Below are 23,970 nucleotides of genomic sequence, written 5' to 3'. Positions count from 1 at the left end.
TTCGGAGCCGGAAGTTACGGGGATGGTTTATGTGGCGTAAATTTGGCACGCTTCCCATGGGCGCGGACATCACAGCGACAGACAAGCATGTCGCTGTGATGTCCGCGCTCCAATTTCCTACACCGGCTGCGCCGAATCGAGCCGATAGGTCCAGGTCTCGGTCAGCGTCTCCGAGCCCAGGCGCAGGAAGGCGCGCAAATCGATATCTTCGCCGGGAGGCGGTTCGGCGTCGAAGCTCGCCCTCACCCCGTTGATGGCGGGATTGGCCACCACCGAGGGCGCCGACACCGTGCCGCCGGAGCCCCAGATCACCAGTTCGATCTTGCCGACGTCGAGGGCGACCTCCTTCAGCCGGTCGCCGACGAAATCGATCAGGAAACGGGTGACGCTCGGCTTGCCCGCCGTGGTGGCGGCTGCGTTGTGGGTCTCGAAGGTGGCGTAGACCTGGCCGCCCTGATGCTGCGGACCCGAGACCGCGTGGATGACATAGGAAATCTGCGTCTCGCTGCCGGCCTTGGGCTGCACGTCCGGCACCCAGGAGGCGACGATGTTGTCGTCGGTCTCGGCGTTCGAATGCAGTTCCACCAGCACCACGCGTCCCTGGCCGAGCCGGCTCTTCATCTCCACCCAATAGCCCGGGCGCTTGTCGTAGAGCGCCTCCAGATCCTGATAGCTGCCGAAGGCGCGGTCGCGCTGAATCAGGCCGAAGCCCTTGATGTCCTTGGAAAAGAAATTGGCGACGGAGTTGCGGGTCGGGTTTCGCAGCGGCCGCCACAACCATTCCCCGTTCTCGGACTGGATGGCAAGGCCGTCGGAATCATGCACTTCGGGGCGGAAGTCACGCGGACGGTTCAGCGTGTTCTCGCCATAGAGGAACATCGAGGTCAGCGGCGCCAGGCCCATCTCCTTGAGGTCCTTGCGCGCGAAGAGCGTGGCCTGGACCTCGACGTCGTCGCCCTCGCCCGGCTCGAAGATAAAGCGATAGGCACCGGTGACCGAAGGCCCGTCCAGCAACGCGTGCACGGCGATGCTGCCCTTGCCCGGCTGCGGCGTCTCCACCCAGAACTCGACGAAATCCGGGAACTCCTCACCCGGGCCGCCCGAGCCGAGCGAAAGGCCGCGCGCGGAGAGGCCGTAATGCTGGCCCTTGCCGAGGAAGCGGAAATAGCTGGCGCCGAGAAAGGCGGCGAGTTCGTCCATCTTGCCACTGTGGTTGAGCGGATAGAGCAGGCGGATGCCGGCAAAGCCGAGCGAGGTCGGCAGGCCATGCGGCGCGCCCCGATCGCCGAAATCGAACAGATCGGGCGAATAGAACAGCGGCTTGACCTGGCCGTCCGTCACCAGATTCACCCGGGCCTGATGCTTGAAGATACTGCCGCGATGGAAGAGCTGCAGGCCGAAATTCGAGCCATTGTCGCGCAGCAAGGTGCGGTCTGTACGGAAATTGATGCGACGAAAGTCATCATAGGAGAGCTGGCTCAGGCTCTCCGGCAAGGTCTCTCCGGGGCCGACATAGGGCTTGCCCGCCAGTTCGCGCGCCCTGGCGATCACCGTCTCCGGGCCGAAGGCATCGCTCGCCGCCAGGGCCTTTCCCATCCCGCTCCATCCGGTCGCCAGGCCGGCACAGGCCGTTCCGGCCAGTTGCAGGGCGGCACGTCTGGTCAGATCCATTTCAGAGCATTCCCATTTCAAGGCCGGAGCGCCGGTGAAGGCATTCGCGGCCGCAATTTTACGTTGCGGCAATTGGGCCCTGCCAAAATGGCTGGATTTTGTTGCAAAAATGACGGGGGCGGGGGTGCTGTTCCCTGCGGATCGGCCGAGCACCAGGCTTGGCGCCGAGCCTCACAGGACTCGCACGGCCATCGCCCGAAAACGCTGTCAATTCCGGGCCGTTTTTTCTAGTTTCCCCGAACACCGCGACGATCCCTGGGAAATGCGCAGCCTGAGACGGGTTTCCCGAACTGCAAGGACCCCGATTCATGCCTCATACCCGCCGCCGATCCTTCCTCAGGAACTTCCTCGCGACCGAGGCTGCCGGCGGCATCATCCTGATGGCGGTGGCGGCGCTCGCCTTGATCGTGGCCAATTCGCCGCTGGGCGAGGCCTATTTCCATACCCTCCATCTCTATGTCGGCGGCCTCAGCCTGCTGCACTGGGTCAATGACGGGCTGATGGCCCTGTTCTTCCTGCTGGTGGGGCTGGAGATCAAGCGCGAGGTGCTGGACGGGCAACTATCGAGCTGGCCGCGGCGGGCCTTGCCCGGCATCGCGGCGGTCGGCGGCATGGTGGTGCCGGCCCTGATCTTCGTGGCGATCAACTGGCGGGCCGAGGGCACGCGGCAGGGCTGGGCCATCCCCTCGGCCACCGACATCGCCTTTGCTCTCGGCGTGCTGGCCCTGCTCGGCCCGCGCGTGCCGGGCTCGCTCAAAGTCTTCCTCACCGCGCTCGCCATCATCGACGATCTCGGCGCGGTGGTGATCATCGCCCTGTTCTACACCGCCTCGCTGAACATCTGGATGCTCAACGGCGCCTTCGTCGTCCTGGTGGTGCTCTCCATCATGAACCGCCGCGGCGTCACCTTCCTGCCGGCCTATCTGGGGCTCGGCGCCGTGTTGTGGGTGCTGACCTATCTGTCCGGCGTCCATGCCACCCTGGCCGGCGTGGCGCTCGCCTTCACCATTCCGCTGCGCCGCAGGGGCGGGCACGACCATGACCACACGCCGCTGCACAGGCTGGAGCATGGACTGCACCCCTGGGTAACCTATCTGATCGTGCCGATCTTCGGATTTGCCAATGCCGGTGTGTCGCTGGCCGGCATGTCTCTCGACAAGCTGGCCGATCCCGTCACCCTCGGGGTGACCCTCGGTCTGTTCGTCGGCAAACAGATCGGCGTCTTCGCCTTCGCGGCCCTCGCCATCAAGGCCGATTGGGCCGAACTGCCGGCCAATGCCAATTGGCGCCATCTCTACGGCGTGGCGCTGCTCTGCGGCATCGGCTTCACCATGAGCCTGTTCATCGGCGGCCTCGCCTACGCAAATGCCCCGAACTTGCTCGACGAGACCAAGATCGGCGTGCTGCTCGGCTCCATCCTTTCGGCCATATTCGGTGCAATCTTGCTGCGAACCACCAAACCGGAACACTAAACGTTCAATTGCATGCGGCGGCGCACAATGATATTCCAGCGCGCCGTCCCCATATGGGAACCGGTTGTACATCCGACAATTCACGGAGAAGGACTTAAGACAGTGGGTTACAAGGTCGCCGTCGTGGGCGCCACAGGCAATGTGGGCCGCGAGATGCTGAACATTCTGGCCGAGCGGGCGTTCCCCGCCGATGAAGTGGTTGCGCTGGCTTCGCGCCGCAGCCTGGGCACGGAAGTTTCGTATGGCGACAAAACGCTGAAAACGCGGGACTTGGCCACTTATGACTTCTCCGACACCGACATCGCGCTGATGTCGGCCGGCGGTGACGTATCCAAGGAATGGTCGCCGAAGATCGGCGCGCAGGGCTGCGTCGTCATCGACAATTCCTCGGCCTGGCGCTACGACGCCGACGTGCCGCTGATCGTTCCGGAAGTGAACGCCGATGCGGTCGCGGGCTTCTCGAAGAAGAACATCATCGCCAACCCCAACTGCTCCACCGCCCAACTCGTGGTGGCGCTGAAGCCGCTGCATGATCGCTTCGGCATCAAGCGCGTCGTCGTCGCGACCTACCAGTCGGTCTCCGGCGCTGGCAAGGAAGGCCTCGACGAGCTCTTCGCCCAGACCAAGGCTGTGTATGTCAACGACACGGTCGAGCCGAAGAAGTTCTCCAAGCGCATCGCCTTCAACGTGATCCCGCACATCGATGTCTTCATGGAAGACGGGTACACGAAGGAAGAATGGAAGATGGTGGCCGAGACCAAGAAGATCCTCGACCCCAAGATCAAGCTGACCGCGACCTGCGTGCGCGTGCCGGTGTTCATCTCCCATTCGGAAGCCGTGAACATCGAGTTCGAGAAGCCGGTAACGGCCGACGAGGCCCGCGAGATCCTGCGCTCGGCACCGGGCTGCCTGGTGATCGACAAGCGCGAGCCCGGCGGCTACATCACGCCCTATGAGGCTTCCGGCGAGGACGCCACCTACATCTCCCGCATCCGCGAGGACATAACGGTGGAGAACGGCCTGGACATGTGGGTTGTCTCGGACAATCTGCGCAAGGGCGCGGCGCTCAACGCCATCCAGATCGCCGAGGTGCTGATCAACCGCAAGCTGCTCCCGGCCAAGAAGAAGGCGGCCTGAGGTTCTGAGGTTTGAAAGCCGCCGTTCGGGCAACCGGACGGCGGCTTTTGTTTTTAGAGCGAGGTGCGATTTCTCCGAAACGCACTTTGCCCCAACTCATTGTTTGATGCGTTTTCTTGATCGAAAAGTCTGTCGGCTTTTCGGGGAAACGTTCCAGAGCACCCATGTCCAGCGCCGATTCCGCCATTCACCGCCCCGCTCTGCCCTCCTCCGTGCTGGCTGCCCTGTTCGTGCCCCTGTGGTCGACGGGCTTCGTCACGGCGCGGCTGGTGGCCCCCCATGCCGAGCCGCTGACCTTTCTCGGCCTGCGTTTCGTTGCAGCGGGCCTGCTGCTCGGGCTCTATGCGCTGTGGAGCGGCGCTTCCTGGCCCCAGAACGGCAGGGCGTGGCTGGACGCACTCGTGGCCGGCCTGCTGATCCACGGCCTCTATCTCGGCGGTGTGTTCTGGGCCGTCTCACATGGCCTGCCCTCGGGCATATCGGCTCTCATCGCCGGCTTGCAGCCCCTGCTCACCGGCCTGTTGTCCAGACCGCTGCTCGGGGAGGAAGTCTCGCGCCGGCGCGCGCTCGGCATCGTCGTCGGTGCGGCGGGCGCCGGACTGACCCTCATTCCCAAACTCGGCGCAACCGGGGATGGCGGAATTCCGCTTGTGCCTCTTCTGGTCTGCCTGGCGGGCATGGTGGCGATCACGCTCGGCACCATCTGGCAGAAACGGCGCGGGCGCAGTGCCGACCTCGCCACCAACACCGCCGTGCAATATGCCGGCGCCATGGTGCCTATCGTCGTCGGCGGCCTTCTCACCGAGAGCGGCCAGTTCGACTGGAGCTCCGCCGCGGCCTGGACGGGCCTTGCCTGGTCTGTCTTCGGCATGTCGATCGGCGCCATCCTGCTACTGATGGTGCTGATCAAGCGCGGCGCGGTGGCTCAGGTCGCGGCCCTGCTCTATCTGGTGCCGGGCGTTTCCGCCCTGATGGCCTGGGGCATGTTCGGCGAAGCCCTCACCCCCATCCAGATCGCCGGCCTCGCCATCGCGGCGCTCGGCGTGGCGGTGGCGAACAAGGGATAGTGGAATGCCGGCATCCTCGCCTGCACCCTGCTTCCGGCCAGTGTCGCGTCTGAAGCGCGGCGGTCGGCCACTTCTTCCAAGGGGGAAGATGTCCGCGCCTCCCCCGGGACCTCAGCCGCCCTGATAGATATAATAGCGTACGCCGTTGCCTGGATCGACGAAACTGGTCTTGGTGCGGTCGCGCACCTTCTGCCCGGCCGTGAAGCGGCGGCAGCGCCCATCGGCCATGTGGTTGTCGAACTCGCGCTGGAATTGCTCACCGGAGGCATGCAGAGTGCCGACATGCTGCTGGGTGCGGCAAGCCACGATGGGCCGCTCCAAGGCGCGCGTCACCGACTCCACCTTCGGCGGCGTGGTGGAGCAGGCGCCCAGCATGGCGAGCGGGGCAAAGAGCGTGCACAGGCGGAGCATCGGAAGTCCTTGAGCGAGTGGGGGGCCTATTTCGCCTCGAACGCATCATGGCAGCACACGCAAAGCTTGTTGCCATCGGGATCGCGGAAATAGGCGCCGTAATAATTGGCATGATACTCGGGCCGCAGTCCGGGCGCACCCTCATCCGTGCCGCCATGGTTAAGGGCCACTTGCCAGGCCCGCCCCACGGCGAGCCGATCGGCTGCCAAAAGAGCGACCATCGGGCCATTGCCGGGCGCCGGCGCCTGGCCGTCGAAGGGCCGCCCGATCAGGAAGATCGGGCGCGGAACATCAGGCCTGATCCAACCCGCCCACGGCCGTTCGTCCTCGCGAAAGCGCAGGACCAGCCCGAGTTCCCCAAGCACAGCCTCGTAGAAACGGAAGGCCCTGTCGAAATCGCCGACACCTAGGAAAGTGTGCGAGATCACCGCCTACTCCACCGTCACGGTGCTGAGGTCCTCGAAACGGCTGAACAGGGCCATGTCGTCGCGATGGATCATCTCGCTGGGGCCGGCCCAGCCGAGAATGTCCTCGATGCTGCGGCTCTTCTTGCCGGCAATCTGCGCCGCCTCGCCGATGTCGTAGGCCACCAGGCCGCGGCCGATCTCGGCGCCGGAGGGATCGCGGATGATCACCGCGTCCCCCTGCGAGAAAGTGCCCTCCACCCGCTTCACCCCGGCCGGCAACAGGCTGGCGCCCCCGCGTAGCGCCTTGGCGGCGCCGGCATCCACATGCAGCGTGCCCCGCGGTTCGAGATGGCCGACGATCCACTTCTTGCGGGCGGTGACCGGATTGGACGGCGTGAGGAACCAGGTGCAGGGGCCCCCTTCCTCGATGCGCAGCAGGGGCGAATCGACCTTGCCCGAGGCGATCACCATGGTGGTGCCGCCGCCCACCGCGATCTTGGCCGCCTCCACCTTGGTGCGCATGCCTCCGCGCGAGAGTTCGGAGCCGGCATCCCCGGCCACGCCTTCGATCGCGGCGGTGATGCGCTGCACCACCGGGATCAGGGTAGCAGCGGGATCGAGATGCGGCGGAGCGGTATAGAGGCCGTCGATGTCGGAGAGCAGCACCAGGCAATCCGCCCCCGCCATGGTGGCGACGCGGGCTGCCAGCCTGTCATTGTCACCATAACGGATTTCAGTGGTGGCGACGGTGTCGTTCTCATTCACCACCGGCACGCAGTTCATTTCCAGGAGTTTGTCGATGGTGCGGCGGGCATTGAGATAGCGCTTGCGCTCCTCGGTATCGCCGAGCGTGACCAGGATCTGGGCCGCCGTCAGCCCCTGTGCGCTCAGGGTTTCGGCCCAGGCTTGCGCCAGGCCAACCTGGCCGACCGCGGCTGCCGCCTGGCTCGATTCCAGCGCGAGCGGGCCCTTGGGCAGTTGCAGGAGCGTGCGGCCGAGTGCGATGGCACCGGAGGAAACCACGATCACTTCGGCGCCGCGCCGGGTGTGCCGGGCGAGATCGGCCACCAGGGAAGCCAGCCATTCGCGGCGCAACTTCCCCTTGGCCTGGTCGACCAGCAGGGAGGAGCCGATCTTGACGACGATGCGACGGAAGGAACTGAGTTCGGGCATGGCAGGACAGAGCTGAAGCGTGGCGGGAGGCGCGCTGGCAAGACCACCGTGCCGGTCAACACGGCCTAATGCGGCAAGCGCCGTTCGACAAGCGCAAACACGAAGCAGCGCGCGGAGCGGCCGGCATCGCAGCGTTCTTTCCGATCCGCGTACGGCCCGACGATTGTCTCATCTGCGCGAACACCGTGTTCGAGCCAGCGGCCTTCCGCGCGTCAGGAGGCCGTCGCTAGATGTCCCCCAGGATCATCCGCCAGGTGGCGGGCAAACATCGAAGGGCTATCCGCACATGTCCGTAACCAGTTCCTCAATTCACCTCGATGCCACGCCGGCGGCGATTTGCTTCGAGCCGGCGAAAAGTGCCGTCATCGTCGTCGACATGCAGAATGATTTCTGCAGCAAGGGCGGCATGTTCGATCTGGCAGGCCATGATATCGGCCTTGCCCGCGACACCATCGCTCCCATCGCGCGTCTGCTGGCCGGCGCCAGGCGTGCCGGCATGCATGTCGTCTATCTGGTCCATGGTTTTCTGCCCGATTTGTCCGACGCCGGCGGCCCGCGCAGCAGGAATTGGCTGCTGAACAAGGATCTCAACATCGGCAAGGAGATTTTGGCTCCGGACGGATCGAAGGGCAGGATCCATATTCGCAACACCTGGAACACCGGGGTGGTAGACGAGTTGAAGCCAGAACCCGCCGACCTCGTGGTCTACAAGAACCGCTTCAGCGGCTTCTATGCCACCGATCTCGACGAGCAATTGAGGGCACTCGGTATCGACACGCTGTTCTTTGCGGGGACGACCACGAGTGTCTGCGTGGAATCCACGCTTCGGGATGCAAGTTTCAGGGACTACACCGCCGTGCTGCTTGCCGACTGCATGGGCGAGGCCCTCGGCGAGGAATTTCATGTCGCGTCGCAGAAGGTGATCGCGGCCCGGCTGGGCTGGGTTTCCCAGTCAGCCGACCTGGTTAAGCAATTGCAGCGCAGAGATGCGGCAAGGCGTGAGGCAGCTGCCTGAAATCAGCTGTCCGAACCCAACCGGAAGGTTGCGATGCACACTATTTGCTTTGCCGCCATTGAAGAAAGGAGGCTGGATCAGGTCAGCAACGCGCCCTTCTTGGCGCCCGCAGCGACCAGGTCACCTCACTTTCTCTCCTCGCTCACCAGCAGCAGCACCTTGATGTCGGCCTTGGGCACGTAGTTCTTCACCACCATCTCGAACGTGGTCGGGCCGATCTTCTTCACGCCGTCGCCGCAGAAGGATACCAGCGTCTTGGGATCGCCCTTGTCGACCACCAGGCGGAAATCGCCGATCGGGCCGGCCCAGTTGCCGCCGGAAGTGATGATGTAGGCCAGATATTGCTCGTAGCTGACGAAGGTCTTGCCCTCATCGGCCGAAGCGCGCTTGTACAAGGCAGCGGCCGCCTTGGTGAAGGCCGCATCGGTGCAGAAATCCTTCTCGTAGGACTTGCGCTGCCTGGCATCGAGATCGGGCGAGCCGAATACGAGAGACGAGACACCGCCATGGCTGGGCACATAGTCCTGCTGGACGATCACGTCCTTGCCGGCCGGGAACACCTGTTTGCGCCAGAATTTCGAGCGCAGGGTCCAGAGCGGGTAATAGACTTGGCGCTCACCCTTGTCGTCGGCATTGTAGCTGTCCTGATAGACGATGTCGGCATCGGCCAGAGCCTTGCGATCGGCCTCGCCAAGGGCATTGATGGCCTTCTCCGTCGCCTCGATGGTCGGCAGCATCGGAATCTTGAGGGCTTTCAGCCTGTCGGTGATCTCGACATCGGGCTTGCCGTCCGTGCCCTTCATGAAGGCGCGCTGCTCGACCTGCGATTCCACCGGCTTGCCGTCTACCTTGGTGGTGAATTTCAGGAAATTGTCGCTGGTGGGGTCGGGAATGTCGGTGATGCCGCCCGGCCCGTCGCCGGTTATGTCGGGCATGGGAAAGGCCACCAGGGCCTCATAGTCGGCATTGGTAAGATTGCGGAAGCGGTAGCTGATCTTCACCGCCTTGATCGAGAGATAGAGGTCTTCGGAGACGAGCGCGATCTTGTCGGTCTTGGTGAGCACCAGTCCGCCCGCATCGAGGGAGGCCAGGGTGTCGTCGGCCCGCGCGGGCGATGCCAGCAGGGCGGCAAGAACGGCAATGGCCGGAATGAAACGAGGCACGTCGACTCCTAACGACAAAACATCAATCAAATGCGGCGAGCATATATGTGTCGCCCCGCCGGACACAACGTCACTTCATGGCACAAGGGAGTGTTTGCGCGTGGTGATCGTGATCACAGCCCAGATCCGAACCCCTCTATTCTTTGCGACTCTATCCTGTGGCTAAGCTCAGAGGAGCAATCTTAGGGCTTGGCTGTATGGTAGGAGGAATGCAACAAATAGATTGGGGAACATGAAACGCTGGGTTTCGGCGGACGATGATACCGACAGATCGGACCAAGTCTGTTTCGAAGAAAACAAGGGGTCGTCTATGGCACGTAGCGCAAGCCGCTCTCGCTCCGGTGCAACGCAAACCCGTCACAGTCAGGCGGCTGCGCTGATCGGTCAGCGCATCGTTGCCGGGGAATGGGCGGTCGGCATGGCGCTGCCCACGGAGGCCGACCTCTCGCGCGAACTCGACGTTTCCCGCGCCTCGCTGCGCGAAGCCATCAAGCTCCTCGCCGGCAAGGGCCTGCTTTCCTCCACACCGCGCCGCGGCACCATCGTGCAGCCCCATGCCAATTGGAACCGGCTCGACGTCGACGTGCTGGTCTGGCAGACCTCGGGCGGTGCCACCAAGAGCTTCGTCAAGGATCTGTTCGAGCTGCGCCGCATGATCGAGCCCGAGGCGGCGGCCCTCGCCGCGCTGCGCGCCACGCCGGAACAGCGGGCGGCCATCGCCGAGAGCTTCGAGGCGATGGCCAATGCCGAGGACATCCAGCTTTCCATCGACGCGGACCTCGCTTTCCACCGCGCCATCGTGCGCGCCACCAACAATGTGCTGCTGGCCGCCTTCCAGCCGGCGATCGAGGCTTCGCTCGCGGTGTCGTTCAAGGTCTCGCGCGCCGGCAACGTGCTGTTGCCCTATACGGTGCCGATGCACCGGGCCGTGGCCGAGCCGATCCTCGCCGGCGATGCCGACGGCGCCCGCAAGGCAATGATCGCCCTGCTCGACCGCTCCGAGACGGATGCGGAAAGCGCGGCCGTCGAAGACAAGAACTGAGATAGGCGAGAAAAAAGGCCCAGCCCGTCTTCGCCCCCGAGGGGGAAGACGGGCTGGGCCTTTTCATAGATCCGGAGATTCGGCCCGATCAGTAGGGGTTGACCACCTGCGCATCGGCGATGCGCGAGGCCGAGCCGAAGTCGAGATTGTAGATATCCGGGCGGAAATGGGCGGTGCCGTCGGGTGTGACATAAGCGGTCATGTAGACCCAGTGCACCGGCACGCGGTCCGGAATGGCCTGGTCCTTGCGGGCACCGGTGGCGATTTCCTGGCCGACGCGCTTGGCGTCCCAGCCCGGGCCGAGCAGCCAGGCGGCAAGATCGTTCACGCCCTGCACACGCACGCAGCCATGCGAGAAGAAGCGGTCCACCGAGCCGAACAGCCGCTTGGAGGGCGTGTCATGCATGTAGACCGAATCCGAGTTCGGCATCTGGATGCGCAGCTGGCCGAGCGAATTGCCGGCGCCATAGGCCTGGCGGATGGTGTAGTTGGCGGCCTTGCCGCTCGACCAGTCGATGGTCTTGGGATCGACGGTTCGGCCCGCGCCGTCGATCACCGACATCCTCTGGCGCGAGAGATAGGAGGGATCGCGCACCATATGCGGGCCGATTTCCTTCTTGATGATGGATTGCGGCACCGTCCAGGTCGGGTTGAAATTGATGGCGCTGATGGTGGCGTCGACCTCGGGAGACGGGTTCTGCGGGCGGCCGACCACGGCGATATAGCGGCGAGCCACCTCGCCATTCTCGATGGCTTCGACCTGCGCGCTCGGGATGTTCACCACCACGTAGCGGCGATTGAAATCGATGAAGCGGGCGCCGACGCGCTCCATGTTGTGGCCGATCTGGACGAGACGCTGCTGCACGGAGACCGCCATCTGGCTGCGGGTGCGCTCATCGATCTTGCCGGTGGCCTGCAGGCCGTAGCGCTGCTGGAAGCGGCTGACGGCGGTGGTCAGCCTGGCATCCCATTTGGGGTTGTCGCGCTCGGATTCCGGCAGGTCGTTCTCCATCACCAGGCGCTGGCGCAGCGCCAGCACGGCGCTGCCCGTAGCGCCCTGGGACAGGCCGGCAGGCGGGGCGGCCGGGAAACCGCCATTGCGGGCGATCTGGGCATAATATTGCGACAAGCCGTTGAGACGGTCGAGCGAGCCGGCATCGAAGGTCGGCATCGAGGACCAGGGCGTGGCCGGGATCTTGACCGGCGTCGAGGCGGCATAGGAAGGCCCGGCCGGAACCGCTTTCTTGACGACCTTGGGCTTGGCCGGCGTGGCGGCAGGCGCCGCCGGGGCAGCATTATCTGCAGCGGGAGCCGTCGGAGCCGCAGGAGCCGCAGGCGCTGAAGCATCGGGAGCCGCGGCGGTCGCCGGAGCGGGAGCGGCCGGTTCGGGCGTGGCCTGCGCGGCCGGGGCCGGAGCGGGAGCGGCTGGCTGTGGCGCTTCCGGAGCAGCGGCGGGAGCGGCCGGGGCAGCAGGTGCCGCCGGCGCGGCAACCGGAATGTCGGCCGTGGGCGCAGTGCTGTCCTGGGCCAGGGTCGGCGAGGCCAGAACCAGGGCCAAAACGGAAACGGCGGCCAGAACAAGAGGGGTAGACTGCTTCATAGCAGGAACTTCCACGCTGGTTGCCGAAACGTAAGGTCCGGCACAAAAAGGGATCATTGGCAGCCCTCTATCATACGGTCCGGCCGCACGGTATGGCCGCCACAGTCTTGCCGCACGATTGTCGGACGGCGTGTCCGATTAACCACATCAGCACTATGTGCTCCGAACCTAATCCGAAGTTTTGGCCTCAAAAGGGCAGAGCTTCTTCATAGCCGAGCAGGGTTAACAGAAGATATGCCGATCAGGAGCGCTCTCCCTCCCGCGCAGCCAGGGCATAGAAAAGGCGCGGTTGCCTTCTCCCCCTTGCGAGGAAGGACAGCCGCGCCTTTTGAGATTGGGGAAATGGCGCCCGAGGTCAGCGCGTCGCCACCGGCTTTTCGCCGCGATAATCGTAGAAGCCACGCTTGACCTTGCGGCCGAGCCAGCCGGCCTCGACATATTTCACCAGCAACGGGCAAGGCCGGTATTTGGAATCGGCCAGGCCCTCATGCAGCACCTGCATGATCGACAGGCAGGTATCGAGGCCGATGAAATCGGCGAGCTGCAGCGGGCCCATCGGATGATTGGCGCCGAGCCGCATCGCCATGTCGATGGATTCGACCGTGCCGACGCCCTCATAGAGCGTATAGATCGCCTCGTTGATCATCGGCAGCAGGATGCGGTTGACGATGAAGGCCGGGAAATCCTCGGCCACCGCCACCTGGCGGTCGAGCTTGGTGATGAAGGCCTTGGCGGAATCGAAGGTGCCATCATCCGTGGCAATGCCGCGGATGATCTCGACAAGCTGCATCACCGGCACCGGATTCATGAAGTGAATGCCGATGAAGCGCTCGGGCCGGTCGGTCGCCGCCGCCAGCCGAGTGATCGAAATCGATGAGGTGTTGGTGGCGAGGATCGCTTCCGGCTTCAGATGCGGACAGACATTGCCGTAGATCTTGACCTTGACCGCCTCGTTTTCGGTTGCGGCCTCGATCACCAGATCGCAGACGCCCAGGCCTTCCACATTGGGCTCGGCCTTGATGCGGGAGAGCGCTTCGTCGTTCTGGGCCTGGGTGATGACGCCCTTGGAAACCTGACGCTTGAGATTACCGTTGACGGTGGCCAGGCCATTGTTGACCCGCTCTTCCGACACGTCGTTGAGCACCACGTTCAACCCGGCCAGGGCGGCGACATGCGCGATGCCGCTGCCCATTTGCCCGGCGCCCACGATCCCGACCGTCCTGATATCCACCGTCATTTCCAGTTCCCTGCCATTTGCTCGATCTTATCGAGGCAATCGGCGCGTGGGAAGACCGCAGTCGCAGCTTTCCTGCAGGCCTGCCGGTCGAAATGGTCGCATTCGGAGCTTGTGCTCGCGAGCAGGAACGCGTTCCCATGCGGCCCGACCGATGGGAGAATAACACGAAACGGGGTGCCTGGAAAAACGCGGCTCGATGAAACCGCTATTTTCCCTAGATCAGGCCGTGCCCGCCATCGATATGGATGGTCTCGCCCGTCGTGAAGGCGCTCGACATCAGGTAGAGATAGGCGGGAGCGATATCCGCGGGCGCCGCGATCCTGCCCGCCGGCAGGCGGCCCGCCATGCCGGCGAAGAAATCCGATTTGGCCGCCCCGACGATCTCGTCCCACATCGGCGTATCCACCCAGCCCGGCGAGACGATGTTCACGCGCGTCGGCGCCAGTTCCAGTGCCAGGGCGCGGGCGAAGAAGCTGAAGGAGCCGGCAATCGCCGAAACGACCGCACCTCCGGGAACCGGCGGCCGGTCTTTGTTGATGCCGGAGGTGAAGGTCATGGAACCGCCGCGCCTCAGGGAGGTCACGGCATGCTTGGCCAGCATGACGGCGCCGATCAGCTTGTTGTCGACGAAGCGGCGGACCATCGCCATGTCGGTGCGTTCGATGGGATCCCCCGGCGGCGGTGTTCCAGCCGTCGACACCAGGTGATCGAAGGCGCCGGCTTCGCTGAAAAGCCGGGCAAGATCGGCCTCCTCGGTCATGTCGGCCACGACGGATCGCACCTGCGGGCCGGCATCGAGGCTTTGCTCTGCGGCCCGCAGCTTGTCGGGCGAGCGGCCGACGATCACCACTTCCGCGCCGCTCTCGAGTGACGCCTTGGCGACGCCGAGGCCGATGCCGGAACTGCCGCCGACGACGATGATCTTCTGGCCCGCGAGCCCTACCATGGGAGGTTTCCTGCTGTCTGCGATCATGGGGATGATTCAAGCGTTGCCGGCATAGGCCGCTTCGAGATCGGCCACGATGATCTTGGTCATTCCGTACATGGCCTGCCGCACCCGATCCGCCTTCTCGCGGTCAGGGTCGCCCATCAACCGCAGCGTGACCTCCGGAATGACCTGCCAATAGACGCCATATTTGTCCGTCAGCCAGCCGCAGGGCTTTTCGGAGCCGCCATCGGCCGTGAGCGCCTGGTAGTAATAGTCGGTCTCGGCCTGGTCGGAGGTCTCGATATAAAGAGAGAGCCTTTCATTGAAGGCAGGCATGGAGCCGGCATTCAGCGCCGTCAGGCGCAGCCCTTCGAGTTCGAAGTCGAAGGTGGCATGCGGAACCGTCCTGTTCGTTCCGGAGACCCAGTCGGTAAATTCGGTTTCGCCGAGCGCCTTGGCGTTCTTGAAGACCGACAGATAGAAGTCCCGGGCTTCCCTGGCATTCAGGTTGAACCAGAGAAAGGGGTGGATGGTCGCCATGCTGCCCTCGTGAGGATTCATCACAAATCCTGGCCATAGTGAGCAGGAGATTCTCGACAGACAAACCAAAATTCGGCATATTTCTGTGATAAAGACTCACAGATATCATGCCCCGCAAACTTCCTCCCCTTCACGCCCTGCCGAGTTTCGAGGCTGCCGCCCGGCATCTGAGTTTCTCCAGGGCGGCGCAAGAGCTCAACGTCACCCATGGCGCCGTCAGCCGGGCGATCAAGAATCTGGAGGACCAGCTCGGCGTCCTCCTGTTCGAACGCACGAGCCGCACGGTGCGCCTGACCACTGTCGGCGAACCCTATGCACGGGCGGTTCGCGACATGCTCGACCAATTGGGGGCCGCCACCGCCGCGGCGACGGCCCACCAGTCGGGCTCGACCCTGAACGTCAGCACCTCCGATGGGTTTGCGGGGCGATGGCTGGTGCCGCGCCTCTATCGTTTCCATCGCGCACATGGCGACATCGACGTGCGGGTTTCGACCACCGGCAGGCTGACCAACTTCCTGGGCGACGGCATCGACATCGCCATCCGCTATGGCAGCGGCAGCTATCCGGGCCTCGTCTCCGAATTCCTCGCCGACGAAGAGGTGTTTCCCGTCTGCAGCCCCAGGCTGCTGGAGGGGGAGCATCCACTGCGCCGGCCCGAGGATCTCAGGCATCACACCCTGATCCATGATGGTTTTCCGATCAATTGGGCCGGCTGGCTTGCCAGCGCCGGGGTCGGGGGCGTGGACCCGCATGGCGGGCTCACCTTCGACTCCTATTCCTTTGCCGTCGAATCCGCCGCGCAAGGTGAGGGAGTGGTGCTGGGCCGCACCATGCTGGTCGCAGCCGATCTCAGAGCCGGGCGCCTGGTGCGCCCCTTTGAGCACGCCCTCAAATCCCTCTCCAGCTTCTATGTCGTTTATCCGCCCGACGCCATCCGCCAGCGCAAGGTGAAGGCCTTTCGCGACTGGTTGTTTGCGGAGATGGCTCCGCCGCCGGCTTGACCACGCCCCCAGGCCTTGCAGCAGAGGCTCGGCGTGCCCTATTTAGGGCAGCAGGATCTCGAAGCGGCGATGCGCGCGAAGCGAGCGGCCAGACAGGAAACCAGGAGGTTTCGGCCGCTTCCTTGTCTTCCGATACGGGGAGCCGGAACGACGGACCCCTTTCCTTTTCTCCAATTTCTTTGAGAACGCACGGCATATCATGACGGTTTCGAACGAAGACGAATTGCTGAAGCTCAAGGAGGTCGGCCGCATCGTCGCCAATACGCTGGCGGCGATGGGAGCGGCGCTCGAGCCGGGCATGACCACGGCCGAGCTCGACGCGATCGGCCGCAGGCTCCTCGAACAGGAGGGCGCCCGCTCTGCGCCCGAGCTTTGCTACGGCTTTCCCGGCGCGACCTGCATCAGCGTCAACGAGGAAATAGCGCACGGCATCCCCGGCCAGCGCCGGATCGAGCCGGGCGACCTCGTCAATATCGACGTCTCCGCCGAGAAGGACGGCTTTTTCGGCGATACCGGTGCGTCCTTTGCCGTGGAGCCGGTCTCCAAGGCCACGCAGCGTCTCCTCAGGGACGGCAAGCGGGCAATGTGGACGGGCATCCGCCAGGTGGGCGCCGGCCTGCCACTCGCCAACATCGGCAATGCCATCGGCGAGTTCGCCCGCAAGAACCGCTATACGCTGGTGCGCAACCTCGCCAGCCACGGCGTCGGCCGGTCGCTGCATGAAGAGCCCAAGGAACTCGCGACCTGGCCGGACCGTTCGGAACGCCGCAAGATGAAGGAGGGCCTGGTGTTCACGGTGGAGCCGTTCCTTTCCCTGGGCGCCGAATGGGCGGCGGATGGCGAGGACCCCTGGACGCTGTTCAGCGAGCCCCGCGCCCCGACCGTGCAGTATGAGCATACGGTGGTGGCGACCCGCACCGGGCCGCTCGTCCTCACGCTGCCGGCGTGATGCCATCCGAAAGAGATGAGGAGCCAGGCCGATGGAAGCCACAACTCTCGCCGACCTCTACCGGGCCTATATCGCCTGCCTCAACCGGCAGGACTGGAACGAGCTCGGGCGCTATGTCGATGAAGGGGTCGAACATAATGGCCGGCGGCTGGGCCTGTCAGGCTACCGCGGCATGCTCGTCAAGGATTTCGAGGACATTCCCGATCTTGCCTTCCATATCGACCTCCTCGTTTGCGAACCGCCCCGGGTGGCGGCCCGCCTTGCCTTCGACTGCACGCCGAAACCCGGCTTCCTCGGCCTGAAGCTCGATGGGCGCAAGGTCGCGTTCACGGAGAACGTGTTCTATGCCTTCAAGGCGGAGAAGATCGCCTCGGTATGGTCGATCATCGACAAGGCCGCGATCGAGGCCCAGCTGGGTCGCTGACGACCAGCTCGCGCAAGGGGCGGGAACATGCCGTGGCGCCGCGCCCCGGTCTGCGACAGGCTGAAAATCCGGTGCTATGGTCGCCACTCCGATCCCGCAGCCGATGGAAGCCGCCACCATGCCCCCCTATGACGTGTTGCTCGCCTTCATCGTCACGACGGCGCTGTTTTCCGTGCTGCCGGGCCCCTCCATGCTCTATGCCGCAGCCAGGACCATGGCGGGCGGGCGCCAGGCCGGGCTGATGGCGGCGCTCGGCCTGCATCTGGGCGCCTATGTCCATGTCGCCGCCGCGGCCGCCGGCCTGTCGGTGCTGTTCCTTGCGGTGCCCATCGTCTATGCCGGCGTCAAGCTCGCTGGCGCCCTCTACCTGATCTGGCTCGGCATCAGCCTGTTCCGGGCGCGGCAGGGCGCCGATGCCGGGGCGATCGGCAGCAGCGGCCGCTCGGCCCGCCAGGCCTTCGTGCAAAGCATCACCGTCGAGGTGCTCAATCCAAAGACAGCGCTGTTCTTCCTTGCCTTCCTGCCGCAATTCGTCGATGGCGCCGCTCCTTTTCCGCTCTGGCTGCAATTTGCCATCCTCGGCACGGTCGCCAATGTCCTGTTCGGCCTCGTCGACATCGCGGTCGTGATGCTGGCCGCCGTGATCATCGGCCGGCTCAAGCGCTCCTCCGGCGTGCAGCGGCTGATGCGCCGCATCGGCGGGGCGATCCTGGTCGGCATGGGCGTCCACCTCGCCTTGCAAAGAGGCTAGCGAAAGCCCTCCGGCCTTGATCATGAAGGCCGGAGGAACTCAGCTGCATTGCTGCGCCACCAGCCCTTGATAGAAGCCGAGTTCGGTCACCCTCGCCGACCGGTCGGCATCGGGATTCAGTTGGGCCGTCCCGCATCGCCGCATGACGGGGGCCGCCGTTTTCAGCGTCTCGACACGCCGCCGATAGACCAAGCAGATCGCGGCCTTGTCGGTCGCACTGACAGCCCTCAGTTCCCGGTCTGAAGCCCGCATGGCCTGTTCCGCCTCCACGACCTCGGTGGTGCAGGCGGATCTGTAGGGCGAGAGAACGATCCACGACGCCAGAAAGGCGATCGCAGCCACCGTCACGAGAAGGGGTGTCTTCCACTTCCTGAGTAACGGCATGGAGACGGCCTCCGATTCTGGTTTTCTCCATCAACCGGATTCGTACGCTTCCTCCGCCCCAAATCAAGGACGCCTTTCGTACCGGGCGCCGAGGGCGCAAGAAACCCTCGGCGCCCGCGCGGCGTAGAAGCCCTCACCCGGCCGGTGCCAATTGCTCCCGCGACCTGGCGAAAGGCCGGAAGGTCAGGGCGATCAGCGTGGCCGCAATGCCCATGCCCCAGGAGCCGACATAGAGCCACAGATAGCTGTTGAAGTGATCGTAGATTACGCCGCCCAGCAGCGGTCCCATTGCCATGCCCAGGCTGCCGGCCATCGCAGTGCCGCCGATGATGGTGCCCATCATCTTGAGCGGGAAATTCTCGCGCACGATCACGGCGTAGAGTGGCATCACGCCGGCATAGATGAAGCCCACCAGCACCGCCACCGCATAGAACTGGCCGAGCTGGCTGGCGAAGACGTAGAACAACACGCCGAAAGATTGTCCGAACAGGCCGATCACCAGCATGCGCTGAGCGCCGAAGCGATCGCCCATCAGACCGAAGCCGATGCGCCCGAACATGCCAGCCAGCCCCTCGACGCTGTAGATGGTGACGGCGGCGATCATCGGGATGCCGCAGGTCACGGCGTAGCTCACCGTGTGGAAGATCGGCCCCGAATGCGTGGCGCAGCAGAAGAAATTGGCCAGCATCAGCACGATGAACTGCGGCGAGCGCACCGCCTGACGGGTGGTCATCTCCGATTGCGGCTCGTCGGCCAGTGCCGCTTCGTTTCCCTGCTCCAAAGCGGGCGGCCGGCGCAGCAGCAGAGAGGTCGGAATCATGGTAACGGCGGCGATGGCTGCGATGATCAGCATCGACGTCCGCCAATCATGGACGGTGACCAGCCAGGCGGCAAGCGGCGCCATGGTCATCGGCGCCATGCCCATGCCGGCCGAGACCAGCGAGACGGCAAGGCTGCGCTGGGTATCGAACCAGCCGGTGACGCAGGCCATCATCGGCGCGAACATGGCCGCCACCGCCACGCCCACCAGCACACCGAAGACGAGCTGGAACTCGACCAGCGATCCGACCTGGCTGGCCAGGGCCAGGCTGGCGGAGAGCAGGATAGCGCCGGCCAGCACCACCGGGCGCGGGCCAAAGCGATCGGACAGATTGCCCCAGACCATGCTGGCCAGCGCCATCGCCAGGAAGCCGAAGGTCATGGCGGTGGAAATGCCGGTCACCGACCAGCCGGTCGCCGCCGACATGGGTTTGAGGAAAACCGGCAGCGAAAACATCGCGCCGATGGCAACGCATCCAAGCAAGCCGCCAGCGGCGACGATCACCCAGCGATAGGAATTCTTGTCCATCATGGTCCACCCGTTCCTGTGCCGCGGGCTGCATCGCGTCTCGCGCTCTGCCTGAGAGGACAGAAACGCAACGACGTGACGGTACAGGCTTTGGGAGCCGGAAACGCTCCACATCCGAGCGCGTTCTGCCTCAGGCCTGTCGCGGCGATACCTCAAGGACGCACGAGCAGCCGTCGACCCGACATGCGGTTGCAAATTTATTCTGGTTGCATAGCGCTATCAGACAATTCGCTCCGCTGAAACTCGGCATGGCGGGCGAGGACAGACCTCGTCAGCCTCTTCCTGCCGTGCCCCGTTTCCGGCCGAAATCGTGGTTGCAAGCCTCCTCTTTGGCCGAGCTTCGTCTCGGCCCGCGACCGCAACTCTGCCATTGGCAGCCGGGAGGACGGGAGTAACAAATCCGGCGACATTCCGGGACGAGGGAACAGGTCTAAGCTTGGCGCAGGCCCGTCGCCAAGGCGCGAAAAGCCTCCACGGCCTTGGGCAAGACCTTCTCCGGATCCTCGCTCGCGGCGATCCACAGGGCGGCGTTGAGCGCGGCCGCGCTCAAGAGCCGGGCCGCGGCCTCGGCATCCAGCGGTTTCATGATGCCCTGCCCGATCAGGCGTTCGACCGTTCGTTTCGTCACCTGCAGGCAATTGTCCTGGCTTGGCCATTGCGAGGGATCACCGAGGACCGCCGGCCCGTCCAGCAGAACGATGCGTTGCACCTCCGGATCGAGCGCCATTTCGATATAGGCCACGCCCTCGATCAAGAGGCCTTCCCATTCGTCCCGGGCCTGGGCGGCCGCCTGATGCGCACGCTCCGCCATCTCGGCGTCGATCTGGTTGACCACGGCGGCCAGAAGCCCACGCTTGTCACCGAAATTGTGGTAAAGCGCGCCCCGCGTCAGCCCGGCATCGGCTGTCAGCTCGTCCATCGAGGCGGCGGCGTAACCGGTTTGCGCAAACGCCCTGCGCGCGGCGGCAATCAGCTTGGCGCGGTTCTCCTCCATCGTCTCGGCCCGGCGTCTGGCAGCCATTGCAACTCCCCTTCACATACGCATCGTATCTGGATTGACATACGGCACGTATGTCCATAATTTTAGATACGAAACGTATATCAAATGCGACGGGGGCATGTGAAGCCCTCGCGGTATCGCTCGAGATCCGCACATCGCCGCATCACCAAGAAAGGGTTGAAGACATGGCACGGCGTGAAGCAGTTTTCCCGACCGACCGGCATGCGCTTTACGAGGCGCATGGCTATTCGGCGGCGATCCGGTCGGGGGACCTCCTGTTCGTTTCAGGGCAGGTCGGCAGCCGTCCGGACGGCTCGCCGGAGCCCGACTTCGAGCGCCAGGTGCAACTGGCCTTCGACAATCTGAAGGCAACGCTGAAGGCGGCAGGCTGCGGTTTCGACGACATCGTCGATGTAACCAGCTTCCATACCGATCCCGAAAACCAGTTCGAGACCATCATGGCGGTGAAGAACCGGATCTTCGATCGGCCGCCCTATCCGAACTGGACGGCCATCGGCGTGAACTGGCTGGCTGGCTTCGACTTCGAGATCAAGGTCATCGCCCGCATCCCCGAGGAAGCCTGACCCGTTCTACGTCCTGGCGGCCCCCTCCGAAAGCGTGGAGGTTTCCAGGAGCGAGTTCCACACCTACACCGTCGGGGATCTCGTGCTGCCGAAGCGTGCGCCGACCACCTGATCATCCTGGTGCTCTCCCGAGCGGTGCCGGGCCGATCAGGCCCGGCATGGTCCTGGACGTTCCTCGAAGCCTTGACCTGGGCCCATCTCGCCGATGCCACTAGGGGTAGCCTGCTCTCTCCAGCTGAAGAAATCGATCAGCGCGCCATCACGCCGTCGATCCATGCCCGTACTTCGGGCAGGACATAGCCGAGGCTGAGATGGCCGGCCCCTTCAATCGGTACGAAGGTCTTGGGCTGGTTGGCCTGTTCGAACAGGGCTTTGCCGAACTCGAAGGGAATGACGCCATCGGCGGTGCCGTGCACGACGAGCAGCGGCGCCTTCACCGCGGCGATACGCTCGTCGGAGGGGAAGGGGTCCAGCATCACCCAGCGCACCGGGAACAGGCCATAGAGGCGGGAGGCCACGGCGAGAGCCGAGGTGAAGGGTGAATCGAGCACCACCGCGCCCACCTTGTGGCGCGCCGCCAGGGCGACCGCCACGCCGGACCCGAGCGACTGGCCCACCACCACGATCCGCTCGGGCGCGGCGCCGAGGGCCAGCGCCTTGGCATAGGCTGCTTCCGCATCGAGCAGCAGCCCCCGCTCGGAGGGCGAGCCGGTGGAGCCGGGATAGCCGCGATATTCCACCGCCATCAGGCCGTTGCCGCCGGCGACCAAGGCCCGCAGCAACTCGGTCTGCAAGGTCAGATTGCCGCCATTGCCATGAAAATAGAGCAGAAGGGGTTTCCCCGGCGCGGGCGCGACATGCCAGGCGATCAGCGTTTCGCCATCCTCGGTGCGCAGCTTCACGACCTCGGCACCGGCGATGGCTGGCGGGAGTAGCTCGCCCCCTGGCTGGAAGACGAAGGAGCGCTGGGCAAAGGCCAGAGCCGCGAAGGCCGCCAGATAGAGCGTCGCAGCCAGGGCGGCGACGAAGATAAGGAATTTCGACACGGACCGGATTTCCAGCGGCGGCACAGGAAACGCAATTCGCCACGAGCCGATAGGGAAGGCAAGAGCGGAGGGAACAAGTAAGGGTGGGATCGACGGCCACTTCATACAAACGTCCTTGCGAGCGCAGCGAAGCAATCCAGTGCCCAGAGAACGCATCGAGTGCGGCTGCTGGATTGCTTCGCTGCGCTCGCAATGACGAGGCTGCGGGACGGCTTAGAAGTCTAGGTAGAGGTCGCGCCACGTCGGATTCAGGCTCTCGATCAGTTCCAATTTCTTACGACGAGACCCTGCTTTGATCTGTTTTTCTCTCAAGATTGCGGGGACCATTTCCTCATAGAACTCATAGTAAACAAGCAATGTGCAGCCATAGCGCGAGGTAAATCCTCTAATTAGGCCTTTCCTATGTTGATAAACCCGCTCGGACAGATTAGAAGTCACGCCTGTATAGAGTATACTGTTGCGTTGATTGGCCTCGCCGGCTGCTTCATGCCTGCCATTTCGCACTACACTTCATCATGTGATCGCCCCATCATACCCACAGCAACGATTTCCGTCATCTCGGATACGCTTCGGGCATGACTCCAAAGACAATGTGCCGGCCCGTAAGGGCCGGCACATTGGAAACAAATAGCACGAGCGGGCGGATGCCGCCCGTTCTCCCTACTTGCCGATCTTGGCAAGCTCGTCCTTGAGTTCCGGCAGGGCGGTGTAGAGATCGGCGACCAGGCCATAGTCGGCGACCTGGAAGATCGGGGCCTCTTCGTCCTTGTTGATGGCGACGATGACCTTGCTGTCCTTCATCCCGGCCAGATGCTGGATGGCGCCGGAGATGCCGACGGCGATATAGAGGTCGGGGGCGACCACCTTGCCGGTCTGGCCGACCTGCCAGTCGTTGGGAGCATAGCCCGCGTCCACCGCGGCGCGCGAGGCGCCCATGGCAGCGCCGAGCTTGTCGGCCACCGGCTCGATATAGGTGGCGAAGTTCTCGCGGTTGGCCATGGCACGGCCGCCCGAGATGATGATCTTGGCCGAGGCCAGTTCCGGACGGTCCGACTTGGCCAGTTCCTCGCCCTTGAAGGTGGAGAGGCCGGGATCGGCGGCGGCCGCCGCCGGCTCCACCGGCGCCGAACCGCCCTCGCCGGTGGCGGCGAAGGAGGCGGTGCGCACGGTGATCACCTTCTTGGCGTCGGCCGAGGTCACGGTCTGGATGGCATTGCCGGCATAGATCGGCCGCTCGAAAGTGTCCGCCGAGACGACCTTGACGATGTCGGAGATCTGCATGACGTCGAGCAGGGCTGCAACGCGCGGCAGCACGTTCTTCCAGGCGGCGGTCGAAGGCGCCACGATGGCGTCGTAGCCGCCGGCCAGCGAAACGATCAAAGCGGCCGTCGGCTCGGCCAGGCGGTGCTCATAGGCGGCGTCGGCCACCAGCACCTTCTCGACGCCCTGGAGCTTGGCGGCTTCCTGGGCCGCGGCCTGGGCATTCGCGCCGGCCACCAGCACATGTACCGGCCCGCCGAGTTCCTTGGCGGCGGTGAGGGCACGGTTGGTGACGTCCTTGATGCCGGTGGCGTCGATTTCAGCGATGAGAAGAGTGGTCATGATAGAGGTTTCCTTCTC

General features: G+C 64.3%; 25 protein-coding genes. 10 read left to right on the top strand and 15 right to left on the bottom strand.

Going from position 1 to position 23,970, the window contains the following annotated elements:
• Window positions 1-117: 117 nt before the first annotated feature.
• Complete coding sequence (locus C5L14_RS21440) at window positions 118-1,671, bottom strand: glucan biosynthesis protein (RefSeq protein ID WP_105864110.1); 1,554 nt, start codon at window positions 1,669-1,671, stop codon at window positions 118-120.
• 308 nt (window positions 1,672-1,979) lie between these two features.
• Between C5L14_RS21440 and nhaA the strand changes: the two genes are divergently transcribed.
• The 3 genes from nhaA to C5L14_RS21425 all read left to right on the top strand — a co-directional run bounded on the left by nhaA (window position 1,980) and on the right by C5L14_RS21425 (window position 5,347).
• Entirely contained in the window at window positions 1,980-3,143 is a 1,164-nt protein-coding gene (nhaA, locus tag C5L14_RS21435; RefSeq protein ID WP_105864109.1) for a Na+/H+ antiporter NhaA, read from the top strand.
• A 102-nt stretch (window positions 3,144-3,245) separates the two neighbouring features.
• On the top strand, window positions 3,246-4,280 hold the full coding sequence (locus C5L14_RS21430; RefSeq protein WP_105864108.1) for an aspartate-semialdehyde dehydrogenase: 1,035 nt from the start codon (window positions 3,246-3,248) through the stop codon (window positions 4,278-4,280).
• Between the two features lie 164 nt (window positions 4,281-4,444).
• Window positions 4,445-5,347: a DMT family transporter gene (locus tag C5L14_RS21425; RefSeq protein WP_105864107.1), complete on the top strand. Its 903-nt coding sequence runs from the start codon at window positions 4,445-4,447 to the stop codon at window positions 5,345-5,347.
• 111 nt (window positions 5,348-5,458) lie between these two features.
• Here C5L14_RS21425 and C5L14_RS21420 read toward each other — a convergent pair whose 3' ends face one another.
• The 3 genes from C5L14_RS21420 to proB are packed head-to-tail and all read right to left on the bottom strand — an operon-like array spanning window position 5,459 to window position 7,338.
• Complete coding sequence (locus tag C5L14_RS21420) at window positions 5,459-5,758, bottom strand: hypothetical protein (protein WP_105864106.1); 300 nt, start codon at window positions 5,756-5,758, stop codon at window positions 5,459-5,461.
• 26 nt (window positions 5,759-5,784) lie between these two features.
• Window positions 5,785-6,186 (bottom strand): VOC family protein, encoded by a 402-nt coding sequence (locus C5L14_RS21415; RefSeq protein ID WP_105864105.1) that lies wholly within the window; start codon window positions 6,184-6,186, stop codon window positions 5,785-5,787.
• 3 nt (window positions 6,187-6,189) lie between these two features.
• Complete coding sequence (gene proB, locus C5L14_RS21410) at window positions 6,190-7,338, bottom strand: glutamate 5-kinase (RefSeq protein ID WP_105864104.1); 1,149 nt, start codon at window positions 7,336-7,338, stop codon at window positions 6,190-6,192.
• Between the two features lie 286 nt (window positions 7,339-7,624).
• Here proB and C5L14_RS21405 point away from each other — a divergent pair, with 286 nt between their 5' ends.
• A complete protein-coding gene (locus C5L14_RS21405; RefSeq protein WP_105864103.1) occupies window positions 7,625-8,353 on the top strand; it encodes a cysteine hydrolase family protein in 729 nt (242 codons plus the stop codon).
• A gap of 125 nt (window positions 8,354-8,478) precedes the next feature.
• On the opposite strand, the gene C5L14_RS21400 is transcribed toward C5L14_RS21405, so the two are convergent.
• Window positions 8,479-9,516 carry a DUF4424 domain-containing protein gene (locus tag C5L14_RS21400; protein ID WP_245443481.1) on the bottom strand — a complete coding sequence of 346 codons (1,038 nt, stop codon included), beginning with the start codon at window positions 9,514-9,516 and terminating at the stop codon, window positions 8,479-8,481.
• A gap of 310 nt (window positions 9,517-9,826) precedes the next feature.
• Between C5L14_RS21400 and C5L14_RS21395 the strand changes: the two genes are divergently transcribed.
• Entirely contained in the window at window positions 9,827-10,558 is a 732-nt protein-coding gene (locus C5L14_RS21395; RefSeq protein ID WP_181161281.1) for a FadR/GntR family transcriptional regulator, read from the top strand.
• 88 nt (window positions 10,559-10,646) lie between these two features.
• Here C5L14_RS21395 and C5L14_RS21390 read toward each other — a convergent pair whose 3' ends face one another.
• The 4 genes from C5L14_RS21390 to C5L14_RS21370 all read right to left on the bottom strand — a co-directional run bounded on the left by C5L14_RS21390 (window position 10,647) and on the right by C5L14_RS21370 (window position 14,884).
• Entirely contained in the window at window positions 10,647-12,158 is a 1,512-nt protein-coding gene (locus C5L14_RS21390) for a L,D-transpeptidase family protein (protein ID WP_210203276.1), read from the bottom strand.
• Window positions 12,159-12,513: 355 nt separating this feature from the next.
• A complete protein-coding gene (locus C5L14_RS21380) occupies window positions 12,514-13,395 on the bottom strand; it encodes a 3-hydroxybutyryl-CoA dehydrogenase (protein WP_105864099.1) in 882 nt (293 codons plus the stop codon).
• A 214-nt stretch (window positions 13,396-13,609) separates the two neighbouring features.
• Window positions 13,610-14,341: an SDR family oxidoreductase gene (locus C5L14_RS21375; RefSeq protein WP_105864098.1), complete on the bottom strand. Its 732-nt coding sequence runs from the start codon at window positions 14,339-14,341 to the stop codon at window positions 13,610-13,612.
• Between the two features lie 36 nt (window positions 14,342-14,377).
• Window positions 14,378-14,884 carry a VOC family protein gene (locus tag C5L14_RS21370; RefSeq protein WP_245197221.1) on the bottom strand — a complete coding sequence of 169 codons (507 nt, stop codon included), beginning with the start codon at window positions 14,882-14,884 and terminating at the stop codon, window positions 14,378-14,380.
• 86 nt (window positions 14,885-14,970) lie between these two features.
• On the opposite strand from C5L14_RS21370, the gene gcvA reads away from it, so the two are divergent.
• The 4 genes from gcvA to C5L14_RS21350 all read left to right on the top strand — a co-directional run bounded on the left by gcvA (window position 14,971) and on the right by C5L14_RS21350 (window position 17,988).
• Window positions 14,971-15,864, top strand: coding sequence for a transcriptional regulator GcvA (gene gcvA, locus C5L14_RS21365; RefSeq protein WP_105864097.1), 894 nt, complete (start codon window positions 14,971-14,973; stop codon window positions 15,862-15,864).
• Between the two features lie 199 nt (window positions 15,865-16,063).
• Window positions 16,064-16,813, top strand: coding sequence for a type I methionyl aminopeptidase (map, locus tag C5L14_RS21360; RefSeq protein ID WP_105864096.1), 750 nt, complete (start codon window positions 16,064-16,066; stop codon window positions 16,811-16,813).
• A gap of 31 nt (window positions 16,814-16,844) precedes the next feature.
• Window positions 16,845-17,237 (top strand): ester cyclase, encoded by a 393-nt coding sequence (locus C5L14_RS21355; RefSeq protein ID WP_105864095.1) that lies wholly within the window; start codon window positions 16,845-16,847, stop codon window positions 17,235-17,237.
• Between the two features lie 118 nt (window positions 17,238-17,355).
• On the top strand, window positions 17,356-17,988 hold the full coding sequence (locus C5L14_RS21350; RefSeq protein ID WP_105864221.1) for a LysE family translocator: 633 nt from the start codon (window positions 17,356-17,358) through the stop codon (window positions 17,986-17,988).
• Window positions 17,989-18,027: 39 nt separating this feature from the next.
• Here C5L14_RS21350 and C5L14_RS21345 read toward each other — a convergent pair whose 3' ends face one another.
• The 3 genes from C5L14_RS21345 to C5L14_RS21335 form a co-directional block, all read right to left on the bottom strand.
• Complete coding sequence (locus tag C5L14_RS21345; protein WP_105864094.1) at window positions 18,028-18,372, bottom strand: hypothetical protein; 345 nt, start codon at window positions 18,370-18,372, stop codon at window positions 18,028-18,030.
• 133 nt (window positions 18,373-18,505) lie between these two features.
• Window positions 18,506-19,723, bottom strand: coding sequence for an MFS transporter (locus C5L14_RS21340; RefSeq protein WP_181161280.1), 1,218 nt, complete (start codon window positions 19,721-19,723; stop codon window positions 18,506-18,508).
• 427 nt (window positions 19,724-20,150) lie between these two features.
• On the bottom strand, window positions 20,151-20,741 hold the full coding sequence (locus C5L14_RS21335) for a TetR/AcrR family transcriptional regulator (protein WP_105864093.1): 591 nt from the start codon (window positions 20,739-20,741) through the stop codon (window positions 20,151-20,153).
• Between the two features lie 164 nt (window positions 20,742-20,905).
• On the opposite strand from C5L14_RS21335, the gene C5L14_RS21330 reads away from it, so the two are divergent.
• The gene (locus C5L14_RS21330) at window positions 20,906-21,304 is read left to right on the top strand and encodes a RidA family protein (RefSeq protein WP_105864092.1); all 399 of its coding nucleotides are present in this window, start codon (window positions 20,906-20,908) and stop codon (window positions 21,302-21,304) included.
• A gap of 248 nt (window positions 21,305-21,552) precedes the next feature.
• On the opposite strand, the gene C5L14_RS21325 is transcribed toward C5L14_RS21330, so the two are convergent.
• From C5L14_RS21325 to C5L14_RS21315, 3 genes are all read right to left on the bottom strand, one after another.
• Window positions 21,553-22,350 carry an alpha/beta hydrolase gene (locus C5L14_RS21325; RefSeq protein WP_245443480.1) on the bottom strand — a complete coding sequence of 266 codons (798 nt, stop codon included), beginning with the start codon at window positions 22,348-22,350 and terminating at the stop codon, window positions 21,553-21,555.
• Between the two features lie 213 nt (window positions 22,351-22,563).
• Window positions 22,564-22,854, bottom strand: coding sequence for a GIY-YIG nuclease family protein (locus C5L14_RS21320; RefSeq protein WP_105864090.1), 291 nt, complete (start codon window positions 22,852-22,854; stop codon window positions 22,564-22,566).
• Window positions 22,855-23,010: 156 nt separating this feature from the next.
• Entirely contained in the window at window positions 23,011-23,952 is a 942-nt protein-coding gene (locus tag C5L14_RS21315; protein ID WP_105864089.1) for an electron transfer flavoprotein subunit alpha/FixB family protein, read from the bottom strand.
• Window positions 23,953-23,970: the final 18 nt, after the last annotated feature.

It is taken from the genome of Labrys okinawensis (assembly GCF_002982075.1).
Classification (GTDB): Bacteria; Pseudomonadota; Alphaproteobacteria; order Rhizobiales; family Labraceae; genus Labrys; species Labrys okinawensis_A.
The sequence above is the reverse complement of the archived record's forward strand: the minus strand, read 5'-3'. Positions and strand labels throughout refer to the sequence as shown.